Annotated in this window: 13 protein-coding genes; 11 read left to right on the forward strand and 2 right to left on the reverse strand. The window is 42.1% G+C overall.

The genetic code is table 11. The features are described from left to right. Window positions 1-3 precede the first annotated feature (3 nt). A complete protein-coding gene (locus ACTH6U_RS08055; RefSeq protein WP_294101578.1) occupies window positions 4-570 on the forward strand; it encodes a rhomboid family intramembrane serine protease in 567 nt (188 codons plus the stop codon). Here ACTH6U_RS08055 and ACTH6U_RS08060 read toward each other — a convergent pair. Beyond that, on the reverse strand, window positions 554-1,216 hold the full coding sequence (locus ACTH6U_RS08060; protein ID WP_441831970.1) for a helix-turn-helix transcriptional regulator: 663 nt from the start codon (window positions 1,214-1,216) through the stop codon (window positions 554-556). The two genes, ACTH6U_RS08055 and ACTH6U_RS08060, sit on opposite strands and share 17 nt — an antisense overlap. A 73-nt stretch (window positions 1,217-1,289) precedes the next feature. Here ACTH6U_RS08060 and ACTH6U_RS08065 point away from each other — a divergent pair, with 73 nt between their 5' ends. The 8 genes from ACTH6U_RS08065 to ACTH6U_RS08100 all read left to right on the forward strand — a co-directional run bounded on the left by ACTH6U_RS08065 (window position 1,290) and on the right by ACTH6U_RS08100 (window position 10,242). Beyond that, entirely contained in the window at window positions 1,290-2,699 is a 1,410-nt protein-coding gene (locus ACTH6U_RS08065; RefSeq protein ID WP_441831971.1) for an MFS transporter, read from the forward strand. 234 nt (window positions 2,700-2,933) lie between these two features. Beyond that, a complete protein-coding gene (locus ACTH6U_RS08070; RefSeq protein WP_441831972.1) occupies window positions 2,934-5,084 on the forward strand; it encodes a TonB-dependent receptor plug domain-containing protein in 2,151 nt (716 codons plus the stop codon). Window positions 5,085-5,086: 2 nt separating this feature from the next. Further along, window positions 5,087-5,920 (forward strand): heme/hemin ABC transporter substrate-binding protein, encoded by an 834-nt coding sequence (locus tag ACTH6U_RS08075; protein ID WP_441831997.1) that lies wholly within the window; start codon window positions 5,087-5,089, stop codon window positions 5,918-5,920. 12 nt (window positions 5,921-5,932) lie between these two features. Continuing rightward, window positions 5,933-7,267: a heme anaerobic degradation radical SAM methyltransferase ChuW/HutW gene (hutW, locus tag ACTH6U_RS08080; RefSeq protein WP_441831973.1), complete on the forward strand. Its 1,335-nt coding sequence runs from the start codon at window positions 5,933-5,935 to the stop codon at window positions 7,265-7,267. A gap of 11 nt (window positions 7,268-7,278) precedes the next feature. After that, the gene (gene hutX, locus ACTH6U_RS08085) at window positions 7,279-7,794 is read left to right on the forward strand and encodes a heme utilization cystosolic carrier protein HutX (protein ID WP_434720520.1); all 516 of its coding nucleotides are present in this window, start codon (window positions 7,279-7,281) and stop codon (window positions 7,792-7,794) included. Further along, complete coding sequence (locus tag ACTH6U_RS08090) at window positions 7,791-8,414, forward strand: SDR family oxidoreductase (RefSeq protein ID WP_441831974.1); 624 nt, start codon at window positions 7,791-7,793, stop codon at window positions 8,412-8,414. Before hutX ends, ACTH6U_RS08090 begins: the two co-directional genes overlap by 4 nt. A 56-nt stretch (window positions 8,415-8,470) precedes the next feature. Next, complete coding sequence (locus ACTH6U_RS08095; RefSeq protein ID WP_441831975.1) at window positions 8,471-9,457, forward strand: FecCD family ABC transporter permease; 987 nt, start codon at window positions 8,471-8,473, stop codon at window positions 9,455-9,457. Beyond that, window positions 9,457-10,242, forward strand: a complete 786-nt coding sequence (locus tag ACTH6U_RS08100) for a heme ABC transporter ATP-binding protein (protein ID WP_441831976.1) — start codon at window positions 9,457-9,459, stop codon at window positions 10,240-10,242. Before ACTH6U_RS08095 ends, ACTH6U_RS08100 begins: the two co-directional genes overlap by 1 nt. Before the next feature lie 39 nt (window positions 10,243-10,281). Here the strand turns inward: ACTH6U_RS08100 and ACTH6U_RS08105 are convergent, their stop codons facing one another. Continuing rightward, the gene (locus ACTH6U_RS08105; RefSeq protein WP_441831977.1) at window positions 10,282-11,781 is read right to left on the reverse strand and encodes an MFS transporter; all 1,500 of its coding nucleotides are present in this window, start codon (window positions 11,779-11,781) and stop codon (window positions 10,282-10,284) included. Window positions 11,782-11,875: 94 nt separating this feature from the next. On the opposite strand from ACTH6U_RS08105, the gene ACTH6U_RS08110 reads away from it, so the two are divergent. Continuing rightward, a complete protein-coding gene (locus ACTH6U_RS08110) occupies window positions 11,876-12,415 on the forward strand; it encodes a TetR/AcrR family transcriptional regulator (protein ID WP_441831978.1) in 540 nt (179 codons plus the stop codon). Window positions 12,416-12,523: 108 nt separating this feature from the next. Next, window positions 12,524-13,366: a helix-turn-helix domain-containing protein gene (locus ACTH6U_RS08115; RefSeq protein ID WP_294101614.1), complete on the forward strand. Its 843-nt coding sequence runs from the start codon at window positions 12,524-12,526 to the stop codon at window positions 13,364-13,366. The last annotated feature ends 150 nt before the right edge of the window (window positions 13,367-13,516 follow it).

The following is a 13,516-nucleotide window of genomic DNA, read 5'->3' on the forward strand; positions in this document are numbered from 1 at the left end:
AAAATGAAACTTTGGCTAAACCCACGGATTAAGTTACTAATCATATTAGTGGGTTTACTCATGGTTATTCAGTTAGTTAATAGTCTTACGGGAGGTGGATTAATTCACTTAGGTATTATTCCTCGTACCATTAATGGATTAATAGGTATTCCCTTAGCCCCTTTTATTCATGGTAGTTGGGGGCATTTACTCAGTAATCTCCCCCCTTTAATCATACTAAGTACATTGCTACTTCATCGTGCTATCAAAGAGTACATCCAAGCCTCATTATTTATCATTATCACTTGTGGTCTTGCTGTTTGGCTTATCGGTCGGGATGCCATACACGTTGGTGCCAGTGGTTGGATTTTTGGCTTATGGGGATTATTAATCGCCCAAGGTTTTTTCCGCCGCCGTTTATCCGATATCATCATCGCCTTATTAGTGCTTTTTTATTTTGGCGCGATGGCGGCTGGATTATTACCCGTTCATCAATATATTTCGACAGAATCCCACATTACTGGCGCGCTATCTGGTGTGCTATACGCCTGGCTACTGAAAAAACGTCAGAAAATTAATTCTTCAATTTAACCCGATAAACACAGCGCCCTGCGCCATCAAGTAAATATTGCTCACGCTCGACAGTTGCATCATTACCTAGTACATCACGAAATAATGCCAATTCTGAACGGCAAAAATTTTGACAAGCTGTTGCCGCCGCACAAATCGGGCAATGGTTCTCAATAAATAACCAGCTATCGTCTTCTTTTTCAACTCTGACCATATAGCCTTCTTCACTACGAACATCCGCTAATGCATTCAGTCGCTCAATAAAAGGCAAATTATCACAACGCGCTAAATACTTAGTTCGGCTTTCCTCTTCCCGTTGGCTAATGAGTTTCTCCAGCCCTTCGTCACCAAAAATAGTACGAACAGAATCAATAAGCTGTAGAGCTAATTGTGCATGTGTATCTGGAAAACGTTGGTGCCCTTGCTCAGTCAACACCCAATTTTGTCTTGGCCTACCCGCTCCACTTTGGGATGCACATTGGACGCCCTCAACCAAACCCAGTGAAGTCAGCTTTTGAATGTGTTGTCTTGCCGCCTCACCCGTCATGTCTAAATCTTTCGCAATCACTGCCGTTGATATCGGTCCTTTTGTCTTTATGCAAAAAAGTACCTTATCAACAGCCTGAGTTAGATTTAGATTATCAAAGTAATTACTTGCATTAATCATTATGTCACTCTAATATCCAAGTCGATACTTGGATATTACCTTTTTTCTAACCACATAGTCCAGCAGGTCTTCTATGAGCAATGATCCTTCTACCCAACCACAAGCTAGATGGGCTGATTTACTTAGCGGCACCAATGCGTTACTGACAATCGCTCTCACCGGTGGTGTTGCACTACATGCAATTAATATTTACATCGTCACCACAATCTTACCCAGTGTTGTCAATGATATTGGTGGACTCGAATATTATGCGTGGAATACCACCGTATTTGTTGCTACCTCGATTGTTGGGTCGGCACTTTCGAGTAAAGTGCTTGATAGCCTAGGACCTAAGTTTGCGTATTTAACCGCATTAATTCTATTTTCACTTGGCTCAATTTGGTGTGCAGCATCACCTTCAATGCTGACCTTACTCGGTGGACGAGCACTTCAAGGATTTGGTGGCGGTATTCTATTCGCACTAAGTTATGCGTTGATCCGTGTGGTTTTCACACCTAATTTATGGTCGCGAGCAATGGGAGTTGTTTCCGGTATGTGGGGTATTGCCACCTTATGTGGTCCTGCTATTGGTGGCATTTTCGCTCAAGGTGGTCATTGGCGCTGGGCTTTTTGGGCACTATTACCAGTCGCGGTTTTACTGGCTATTATCGTACTCGGTCAATTACCGGGAAAAAAATCACAGCAGCAACAAAACAACAAAATTCCATTTCTGGCTATCTCATTGCTAGTGGCTTCTGTTTTAGCGATTTCTATTGGTAGTTTGTCCGAAAATCTTATCAATAACCTTGTTGGTTTATTGATCGGTATTGCCATTCTAATCACCATTATTTTTATTGATGGTAAAAACGGAAAACGTCTACTTCCGACAGGATCTTATTCTCTAAAAAGTACTCTCGGTGTGTTATTCCTAACAATGACACTACTCGTAGGTGGAATGACAACCGAAATTTATGTACCTTATTTCTTACAAACTATTCATCAATTTTCACCGCTTGTCGCAGGCTACCTCACCGCAGTCATGGCAGCCGGTTGGACAATTGGGGCACTATTTAGCGCCAATAAAACAGGTGATATTGTTTTACGTATTCTACGAGCAGGACCGGTCATCATATTTATTTCGCTAATTATTCTTGCGATTTTAACGCCAAATTTAGCACTCGTTAATTCAATCCCATTATTCATTATTTACTTAATTGCGATGACCGGAGTGGGTTTTGGTATCGGTATTTGTTGGCCTCATCTTGTGCTGCGTGTATTCAATGCAGCTCCAAAAGGGGAAGAAAATCTGGCTTCTTCATCTGTCATTACCATTCAACTGTATGCCACTGCGTTATCGGCCGCACTGGTCGGTGTCGTTGTAAACAACAGTGGATTAATTAGTCCCGGTGGAATTGAAGGTGCACAACAAGCCTCGATTTGGCTGTTCGCCTTATTTGCAATTTTCCCATTATTTGGTGCGATATTAATCCGAAAAGTAAAATAATTCCCTTGGGCAAGGATGCCCAATAGTATATAAAACCACTTTTCATCCACTTCATAGCTATAGTGAGGCTTATTTTTAATAAGTGACACTCATCACGAAAAAAAAGCCCACTTTAAAAGCTTGCTTGATACAAATCAAAGATGCAGATGATTTACAACTTTAATGATTGACCATTAACCAGCCTTTAATTATAAATCGGAATGATACGAATTATCATTCTCATAAAGGATAGTTATGCAAACGGTCATTAGAGGAAAATGGTTACTCTCAACATTAGCGCTATTTGTCAGCCAAGCGGTTATTGCCGCACAGGCACCACCAGCAAAAATTAATAGTGATGCTAATGACACAATTGTGGTTACCTCTAATCGTGGTGAAACCAGTTTATGGAATAGCCCTACAACTATCCAAGTAATTGATAAACAAACACTCGATAACTCTACAAGCCCCGCTTTAGCCGATGATTTACAGGATATTCCCGGTGTCGAAATTACAGATTCTGCATTAGCAGGACGCAAACAAATTCGTATTCGAGGGGAAGCCTCTTCTCGTGTATTAATCTTGATTGATGGACAAGAAGTCACCTATCAGCGTGCAGGGCAAGACTACGGTGCAGGTTTACTAATTGATGAGTCTTCTTTAGAACGAATCGAAGTGGTCAAAGGCCCTTATTCGGTACTTTATGGCTCACGAGCAATTGGCGGTATAGTTAATTTCATTACCAAAAAAGGGGGAGATAAACCCTTTGGCGGCACACTCAAAGCAGTATATAGCTCGGCAACTGCGGGTTGGCAAGAGTCCGCGGCGGCTTGGGGAAGCATTGAAAATTTTGATTATCGTCTCAATGGCAGCTATTCAGATCAAGGCAATCGTGATACCCCTGACGGCCGCCTTAATAACACTAATTACCGCAATAACAGCCAAGGTATGTGGCTAGGTTATACTTTGGATAAACACAAATTCGGTTTATCGTTAGACAGATATAAGTTATCAACCCAAACTTGGCACAATGACCCATCTTATGAACACTTTAGCGTTAAAATCCCTGATCTAACTCGAGAAAAAATCGGGGTGTTTTATGATTATAACCTTGATGGGCAGTATCTAAAAAACTTACATTTTGATGCCTACGAGCAAACTATCGAACGTGATTTTGCTAATAAAGTCGCGGTAAATACTCCATCAGGCAGTCCAATGATTGGTAATTTGCGGGTTGCTAACCAAACACAATCCAACGATAAGCAATATACCCAAGGAATTATCTTACAATCTAACTTAACGCTTCCCGCCAACAATGAACTCGTGTTGGGCGCACAATATCAGCGAGATCGCGTTAAACAAACATCCGACAGTAATACAACATCAAACAGTACAACGGGTTTTCCATCGGCTGTTAACTATACCAAAGAGACTCAAAGCCATAACCGTACCGAGCAATCAAATTGGTCGTTATTTGCCCAAAATGAATTTACCTTTGCCGATAACTGGGCTTGGAGCCTAGGCGCTCGCCAGTATTGGCTAACATCTGAACTCAAAAGCGGCTCTGAAAATACCCATCACTCAAAAACCGGTGATAGCTATCGTGATTTAGGCCAAGCCAAAACTCATGATAATCAATTTATCACCTCCAGTAGCTTGCGTTATTCGGGTTTTGAAAACACAGAGTTACGCCTAGCTTTTGCTCAAGGCTATGTATTCCCAACACTTAGCCAGCAATTTATGCAAACCTCAGCGGGTGGTGGCATCAATTATGGCAATGCAGACCTAAAGGCTGAACGTTCAAATAACTACGAAATTGGCGCCCGCTACCAAGGCAACCAATGGTACGTCGACAGTGCTGTCTATTATTCCGAAGCGAAAGATTATATAGCCTCCGTCGCATGTGCTGGGCAATCCATTTGTAACGGAAATAGCAATTCCTCTCGCACCGGTTATTACTACTATGACAATGTTGACCGCGCTAAAACCTATGGCCTTGAGCTATCAGGGGAGTATCAAGGTTGGGAAATCAGACCATATGTCATCGGTAACTATATTCGCCGTCAATACGATGGTGCGACGATTAAAACATGGGATACCGGCGAACCGACCTTAAACGGACGTATCGGTGCGAAAAACACCTTATTATTCAATCAAATGAACCTAACATCTGATCTCTTTGTACGTGTAGCATCTCAGGCAAAAGACAACACTGGCGATAAACCACTAAATTCAGCGGGATGGGCGACACTCAATCTGGCTTTCAATGCGGAATTTGGTCAAGAAGACCAATATCAAGTCAATTTATCACTCAATAATTTGACCAATAAAAAGTATCAAACAGCCCATGAATCCATTCCTGCTGCGGGCTTTAATGCTGCAACTGGCTTTGTATGGAAATTTTAATGATGAAAAAAATCGTAATCGGCCTGTTAGCATTAAGCTGCTCATTCTTCATTCAAGCTAAAGAACGTATCGTTATCGCAGGAGGTTCAATTAGCGAACTAGTCTATGCGCTCGGTGCTGGTGAGCAGGTTATTGCGGTTGATGAAACTACAACATGGCCCCCTGAAACAAAAGATTTACCGCACATTGGCTATTGGAAACAACTGAGCGCAGAAGGCATTTTATCTCTAAAACCAACGCTGTTTATCACTTGGCAGGATGCTGGCCCACAGATTATTTTTGAGCAATTAAAGCCACAAAAGCTTCAAGTTCTGACATTACCGCGAATTCCAGCAACGGTTGAACAGATGTACAACAATATAGAGTCACTCGCACAAACACTGCAACGCCCTGATAACGGTAAAAAACTAGTTAATAACCTGCGTGATCGCTTAGCTGCCATCGCACAAAAAAACGCAACCAAGGCTAAGCCTGTCGAGGTGTTATTCATCTTATCCGCAGGAAGTAGCGCACCTCAAGTCGCAGGGCAAGGTAGCGTTGCCGATACTATTTTAACCTTAGCAGGAGCAAATAACCTCGCGAAGCATCAACAGTACAAAAGTTATAGTGCCGAAGCAATTATTGCAGCAAATCCTGACGTCATAATTGTTACCACACAAATGGTTGATGGGGATATCCAGAAACTTAGCCATATTCCGGGGATCACTCGAACAGCGGCATGGAAAAACAAACGCATTATCGCCATTGATCAAGCCCTTATCTTAGGCATGGGACCACGTATTGCCGATGCAGTGGAACAATTACATCAACAAATGTGGCCTAATACTGACCAATAGTGAGCAATTATTATGAAACCTGAACTCAATTTAGCCCCTCATTACGCACTAGACGGTCATCAACCTTTTAAAGACCGACACGCAACTATGCCATGGCGCAGCGCGATGCCGATTAGTCCCGATAAACGTGAACAAACATGGCAAAAATTAATCACCTCAACGACAGCGGCTCGTAAGCGATTAGTCTATTTACATATCCCTTTTTGTGCCACCCACTGTACTTTTTGTGGGTTTTATCAAAACCGTGATGACGCAGACCAAAGCCATCACTATACCGATATGCTATTACGTGAAATTGAAGCCGAGGCCGATAGCCAGTTACATCAATCGGCACCCATTCATGCAGTTTACTTTGGTGGTGGTACGCCATCAGCGCTGAGTGCCCATGATCTTTCTCGCATTATTACAACACTTAGACGTCGCTTACCCCTTGCTCCTGACTGCGAAATTACTATCGAGGGACGTGTTTTAAATTTTGACGACCAGCGCATCGACGCATGTTTGGATTCTGGAGCCAATCGTTTTTCAATTGGAATTCAATCTTTTAACAGTAGAATTCGTAAAAAAATGGCGCGCACCTCAACAGGTGAAGAAGCCAGAATCTTCATGGAAAAATTGTGCCGCCGCGACAATGCCGCCGTTGTGTGCGATTTATTATTTGGTTTACCAGAACAAGATGCCAAACTTTGGGGGGAAGATCTGGAAATTGCACGAGATATCGGTCTAGATGGTGTCGATTTATACGCATTGAACCTTATTCCCAATACACCACTGGGTAAAGCCGTTGAAAATGGCCGAACAACCATTCCATCCCCCGCTGAACGTCGCGACCTCTATCTACAAGGTTGTGATTTTATGGATAAAGAAGGTTGGCATTGCATCAGCAATAGCCATTGGGCGCGCACCACTCGAGAGCGAAATCTGTATAACTTATTGATTAAGCAAGGCGCTGATTGTCTGGCTTTTGGCTCAGGCGCTGGCGGCTCAGTCGACGGCTTTTCATGGATGGGGGAACGTAGCTTAGAAGCTTACTATAACGCCATTGATGCAGGCAAAAAGCCGTTAATGATGATGATGCAAACGACAGACCCACAATATCAATGGCGTCATCAGTTGCAGGCCGGAATTGAAACGGCGCGTGTCACTCTTGATAAATTTACCCCCCATGCACAACAACTCGCCCCGTTATTACAACAATGGTACCAAGCAGGGCTGACCTTAGATGCCTCTAGCTGCCTTCGGCTAACCAATGAAGGGCGTTTCTGGGCGAGCAATATTTTACAGTCTCTTCAAGAGCTGATTACCGAACTTAATTTACCGCAACCTACTGCTGAGAAAATAATTTAAAGGAGCCTTTAATGAGCAATGTTTCTTTGTCTGACTTTTTGAAAACTGAACCAGATGGTACGTTAGAAGCTATCGCAAAACAGTATGATACAACGTTATTTGAAGTCGTTAAAAACCTTCCGACCCATGCATTAACCGAGGGTGAGTCTTTTGATTTGGTTTGGGATAGTGTACAAGAATGGGGAAATGTCACGACCTTAGTGCATACTAATGATGTGATTTTAGAGTTCTCAGGTGAACTCCCTTCTGGTTTCCATCGCCATGGCTACTTTAACTTACGCGGTAAAAAGGGCATGACAGGTCATATCAAAGCTGAAAATTGCACACATATCGCGCTGGTTGAACGTAAGTTTATGGGGATGGATACTGCCTCAATTTTGTTTTTTAACCAATCAGGCAACGCTATGTTCAAAATATTTTTAGGCCGTGATGATCATCGCCAATTACTCCCAGAGCAACTAAATGCTTTTCGCTCTCTAGCACAAAGATTTATTGAAAAAACACAACTCACTGAGGCGACGCAATGAACCCATGGCTCATTTATGGGGCTGGAGGAAAAGGTATTGGCGCGATGACAGCCAATCTGGCCTTATCGCAACAACGCCCTGTTATTGCCCTAGTCCGAAATCAACAAGCCGCAGATAGACTCACAGCTCTGGGGGCTACAGTATTTATCGGTGACGCTTGCGATGCTTCAATTGTCGCAGCCGCTTGTGAAGCAGCAGGAACAAACGCCACCATTATTTCCACCATGGGAGGCTCACAAGATTACTTAGCTCATCGCACGGTAATTGACTGCGCTCAACAGGCTAATATATCGCGTATGATCTTAGTCACTTCATTAGGATGCGGTGATTCATGGCAATATTTGTCACCGCGCGCTCGCGCTGCATTTGGTCAAGCCGTTCGAGAAAAATCATTAGCTGAATCATGGCTACAAACCAGTTTACTTGATTTCGCCATTTTGCGTCCAGGTGGACTGCTCAACGGCAAAGCCACAGGTCAAGCAATACGCGAACAAGACAAGGAAGCGCACGGCTTTGTGATGCGAGAAGATGTTGCTGCACATATTAATCAATTAGATTTAGAACCATCCCTTAAACAACAAATTTACAGCCTGATCCAGCCGGGGTTAACTCCAGCTTAAAAACATTGCGGTCACCCTAAAAAGTGCCCGCATTATTTTGATTGAGATAATGGAATATGCGCGATTTACGGTCGTCACCACATGTACTAATAACCCTTCTTGTTGCTTTGGCTATTTTAACATTTTTTGCTTCAGGACAAGGCGCTATCAAGCTTACCTTTTCATCATTACAAGATGAGCAATATCTTGATATATGGTTAAATATTCGACTGCCCCGCGTATTGCTCGCGGTTTTAGTGGGTGGCGCACTCGCAACGTCTGGTGTCATCATGCAGGGTTTATTTAGAAACCCAATGGCCGACCCTGCGCTACTTGGAGTCAGTAGTGGTTCCGCTTTAATGGTTGGCATTGCAATCGTATTTCCGTTTTCTTTTCCTGCTATTTTGCTGCTATATGAACAAATGATTTATGCCATCGCAGGTAGCTTAGTCATTTGTACTATTATTTATCTCATCAGTCGTCGCCATTCATCAGGCGGAGTGATGCAATTATTACTTGCAGGTATCGCCATCAATGCACTATGTGGCGCAGCGATTGGCGTACTCAGTTATATTGGTGATGAACAACAATTGCGTCAGCTCACTCTTTGGATGATGGGCAATTTGGGGCAAGCCCAATGGCCAACATTACTCGTTTGTGCCTCAATTATTTTTCCTGCCATTATTGCAGCAAACTATCTGAGCAAATCTCTTAATTTACTGCAATTGGGCGATGAGGAAGCGCATTACCTTGGCGTAAACGTCCGTCGAACTCGTCAGCAATTATTATTAATAAGCTCACTACTTGTTGGCGCTTCAGTTGCCGTGAGTGGAGTGATTGGCTTTGTTGGTTTAGTGATTCCTCATCTAGTGCGTATGACCATCGGTGCCGATCATCGCTGGCTACTGCCTTGTTCTACCCTCGCAGGCGCTTGTTTATTATTAGGTGCGGATACTCTCGCAAGAACATTAGTGCAACCCGCAGAAATGCCTGTTGGCTTACTCACCAGCCTTATTGGTGGTCCTTATTTTCTGTGGTTAATTTTACGCATACGGAAAAAATAATGATTGAGGCAAAAAACTTAAACTACCGTGCAGGCGGCCGGTTAATCACCAATAATGTCTCGCTCACGTTACCGGGAAATGAAATAGTGGCGATCCTTGGTCCTAATGGTGCGGGGAAATCCACGTTACTGCGTCAGCTAACGGGTTATCTACCTTCGGATTCAGGGAGTTGTTCTTTATTAGGAAAACAACTCGCAGAATGGAAACCCGATGCACTCGCTCGTGTTCGAGCCGTCATGCGGCAAAATAGCCATATGGCTTTTTCATTTCGGGTTCATGAAATTGTGCGAATGGGGTGCCATCCTTATGCATCATCAGGTCATCTATCGTTAAACAATGCTGACGATACACAACATATTATGGCACTTTGTGATTGCGAAGACTTAGCCCAACGAGATTATATGAGTCTGTCAGGTGGGGAGCAGCAACGTGTTCAGCTTGCGCGTTTACTCGCCCAACTCTGGGAACCAGTCCCTTCACCAAAATGGCTATTTCTTGATGAGCCGACTTCTGCCCTTGATATTCATCACCAACAACATCTTTTTAGACTATTGCGACATCTAGTTGAGACCCGTGAATTAAATGTTTGTTGTGTATTACATGATTTGAATCTTGCTGCACGTTTTGCCAATAGAATAATACTCATGGAAAAAGGGACAATTGTGGCAAATGGATTACCCTGCGACATCCTAACAAAACCCATGCTAAGCGACATTTATCAAGCCGATATATCAGTGTTACCTGATCCTAACCATGCAGTTCCTCTTATCACACTCAATCCGTAATTTTTAAACAGGGGGGAGCTAAATTACCCCCCAAATAAATTAACGGACTGTAGAGGCTGATTTTTGACGAAAAAGTGTCGGAATAAAAATTAAACTGACAATAATCACAATCGCAGTTGCCACCATAACGCCCCCAAAGGCCTGATCAAATGCAATATTAGCCTGATTAATCAATATGCTAGAACTATCTTTAGGTAAGTTCTCTGCAACAATTAAAGCTTCATCAATACTGTCATAAACTTTATCAGAAACATTTAGGCTTTCGGGTAGCGAAAGTTTTAACGTGTAAATCGCGCTCATTACGCCGCCCATAAAGGTCACTCCGAGCACACTACCTAATTCATAGGCAACGCCTTCAATCGATGCAGCCATACCTGTTTTTTCATCGGGCGCACTTAACATCACTGTCGTTGATGCTGTTGTAAAAATCATGCCTAATCCAAAACCAATGAAAAACAAGAATATTATTAACAAAATACCGGTGGTGTTTTGATAAACAAAAGCTAAGCCAATCACACCCAGTAGGGTTAAAGAGAAGCCTAAAATAGTCAGCCAACGTTCGCCGATTTTATGTAAAAACACGCCAGCCAAGGGTGATGCAAGTACGGATGCAATTGGAATTGGAATAATATATAAGGCAGCTTCAAGCGGTGAATAACCTAAAACCAGTTGTAACCTTTGACTTAATAATAATTCAACACCAACAATTATCACCACAGACAATATCGCCATGATAATCCCCGCACTAAATCTTGGATTTCCCAAAAGTGCAAAATCAATCATGGGTGATTCAGACATTATTTGCCGACGACTAAAAATAGCCAAAAAGAAGACACCGACAACACCAGAAACTATCACCGTTAACCAATCTGTATAAGGTTTACCTAGCTCTTTTAATGCATAGATAGAGCTGATTAAACCGATCAGTACAAGTATCGAGCCAATATAGTCAACTTTTTTCTGGCTAGCTTCTCCACATTTAGGGATTAAGTAATAAGCAAATGGTAGCACCAGCAAAACCACGGGAACATTAATTAAAAATACCGAACCCCACCAAAAATGACTCAGTAATGCACCGCCCACTAACGGCCCGATTGCAGCGCCACCCGATGCTACCGCAGACCAAATACCTATCGCCAATGCTCTTTCTTTCGGATCTAAAAAAACGTGGCGAACAATCGCCAATGTTGCCGGCATACTGACTGCCGCACCGACAGCCAAAAATCCTCTAGATAAAATTAGGCTCATCGCTGTTGGTGAAAATGCCGCGCACAGTGAAGCCAGTGCAAAAAGAGGCAATCCCATTAAAAACATTCGCTTATGGCCAATTTTATCGCTTAACATACCCGCAGCAGGTAATAGCCCTGCTACCACCAGTGGATAAGCATTCATGATCCATAATTTTTCTGATGAGGTTGCGCCTAAATCATGCGTTAATTTAGGTAGCGCGGTGTATAGCACCGTGACATCAATAACAATAAGAAATAGGACACTTGAAATTAAAAGTAAAACAATCCAACGTTTATAATCTGCTAACATACAATCATCTCAGTAAGTTTTTTCGACCGCCATTTAGTGGTGATCGTGCTACAATATAAATCCATACGAACGTATTGAAAAGAGGTTTTTCTAAATGGGACGTCAACGAACTATCGACAGAGAAAAGTTATTAGATGCGGCAGAGGAGATAGTTATCACTCAAGGCGCAGCCGCACTGACTATCGATGCCGTTGCTAAAGCGATGGAAATATCTAAAGGTGGCGTCCAATATTGTTTTGGCAACAAAGAAGCTTTGATTGATGCCATGTTCGAACGTTGGGGGCAGTCTTATGATGAAATATTTAACCGTGAAACCTCGCAAGATAACTCGCCAGAAAATAGAGTGAATGCCCATCGATTAGCCATTTATCAACATGATCAAATTGCCATAGCCAAAGGTGCCGCCTTGATGGCAGGCTTACTACAAATCCCTGAATACCTTGAAAGTACCCGTCAATGGTATCGTGAACGCATTGCTAATTTAGACACCTCCACAGAAAAAGGTAAGCGAGCAAGACTAATGTTTCTTGCCACCGAAGGTGCCTCTATGCTGCGTTATTTTGGTTTAATGGACATTAATGAAAGTGAATGGCAATCAATGTTTAATGATATGGCTAGTTTATTAAAAAAATAAAATTATTATTTTTTATGATATCAAAAAAGCTACATTTTAATTTACTTATAATGATAATGATTATCAGTTAATATAAATCATTCACTAAAGGAGAAAAGGCGACATCTAATGCATAACGGCCAAATGACAACACTCTTACCTGATATGGGTTCTTTCTTTTTAAGGGGGAAAATGACACCGGAAGCAGGAAAGTGGAGTAGTGAACCCTTATGGAAAGGTGTAAAACTTATTCTAATGATGAATGGAGAACTGGAATGCCAACCTGACAATAAAAAAACAGTTTCGCTTTCAGGAGCATCATTATGTGTGATTGCCAATAAACATGATCAAGAAAGTCAGCAACGATTTTTACATGCTGAGGATATTCGCTATGTTTCAGTTTGCTTATCAGAAAATTTACTCGATTCCTTTAATATCAATCAACCCGAACTTTTAGCAACGGCGAGTATAAAAGGCCCACAACTACTGGCAAAAAATGCAGGGACAGTTTTAACAGCCCTTGGTAATCAAATTCTAAATTGTCCCCTCAGTGGAGCTCTCGGTGATATGTACCTAACAGGTAAGGTACTTGAACTGTGCGCTTATTCTTTCGAACATATTCAACAAAATAGCCAATTAACTCATCACCCTAAGTTAACAAGCCACGATATTAATCGCCTAAATGAAATCAAAGCATTTATTTTAACTAATTTAGCGCAACCCCCCAGCTTATACCAGCTCAGCCGTGAATCAGGTTTAAATATCCGTAAACTTAATTTTGGTTTTAAACAGCTTTTTGGCACATCAATCACCCCTTTTATTCAAGAACAACGGTTACAACTTGCTTATCGACTACTATCTACAGGCGCAGAACAAGTTTCCACCATCGCATGGAAAGTCGGTTATTCCCCTGCTCACCTCTCAACCGCATTTCGTAAGCGCTTTGGTTTTTCACCTAAGACACTTTGCTAATCGCTACCTTTATTAATTATTAAATAGAATCAATGAGATATTCATTTCAATAAATAAATAGTCATGATGTAAAAAGTAACGCTTATAAAGTAAAAATGTAAATGAGATACATTCTCGTTTTATATTTATTGCCTATAGGTTTGCACAACG

It is taken from the genome of Providencia sp., from assembly GCF_052096715.1.
GTDB lineage: Bacteria > Pseudomonadota > Gammaproteobacteria > Enterobacterales > Enterobacteriaceae > Providencia.

Excerpts from the sequence above, each read along its gene's own strand:
- ACTH6U_RS08110 (WP_441831978.1), top strand. The coding sequence starts at position 11,876 with ATGGGACGTCAACGAACTATCGACAGAGAAAAGTTATTAGATGCGGCA.
- hutW (WP_441831973.1), top strand. The coding sequence starts at position 5,933 with ATGAAACCTGAACTCAATTTAGCCCCTCATTACGCACTAGACGGTCAT.
- ACTH6U_RS08115 (WP_294101614.1), top strand. The coding sequence starts at position 12,524 with ATGCATAACGGCCAAATGACAACACTCTTACCTGATATGGGTTCTTTC.
- hutX (WP_434720520.1), top strand. The coding sequence starts at position 7,279 with ATGAGCAATGTTTCTTTGTCTGACTTTTTGAAAACTGAACCAGATGGT.
- ACTH6U_RS08105 (WP_441831977.1), bottom strand. The coding sequence starts at position 11,781 with ATGTTAGCAGATTATAAACGTTGGATTGTTTTACTTTTAATTTCAAGT.
- ACTH6U_RS08100 (WP_441831976.1), top strand. The coding sequence starts at position 9,457 with ATGATTGAGGCAAAAAACTTAAACTACCGTGCAGGCGGCCGGTTAATC.
- ACTH6U_RS08095 (WP_441831975.1), top strand. The coding sequence starts at position 8,471 with ATGCGCGATTTACGGTCGTCACCACATGTACTAATAACCCTTCTTGTT.
- ACTH6U_RS08090 (WP_441831974.1), top strand. The coding sequence starts at position 7,791 with ATGAACCCATGGCTCATTTATGGGGCTGGAGGAAAAGGTATTGGCGCG.
- ACTH6U_RS08055 (WP_294101578.1), top strand. The coding sequence starts at position 4 with ATGAAACTTTGGCTAAACCCACGGATTAAGTTACTAATCATATTAGTG.
- ACTH6U_RS08070 (WP_441831972.1), top strand. The coding sequence starts at position 2,934 with ATGCAAACGGTCATTAGAGGAAAATGGTTACTCTCAACATTAGCGCTA.
- ACTH6U_RS08065 (WP_441831971.1), top strand. The coding sequence starts at position 1,290 with ATGAGCAATGATCCTTCTACCCAACCACAAGCTAGATGGGCTGATTTA.
- ACTH6U_RS08075 (WP_441831997.1), top strand. The coding sequence starts at position 5,087 with ATGAAAAAAATCGTAATCGGCCTGTTAGCATTAAGCTGCTCATTCTTC.
- ACTH6U_RS08060 (WP_441831970.1), bottom strand. The coding sequence starts at position 1,216 with ATGATTAATGCAAGTAATTACTTTGATAATCTAAATCTAACTCAGGCT.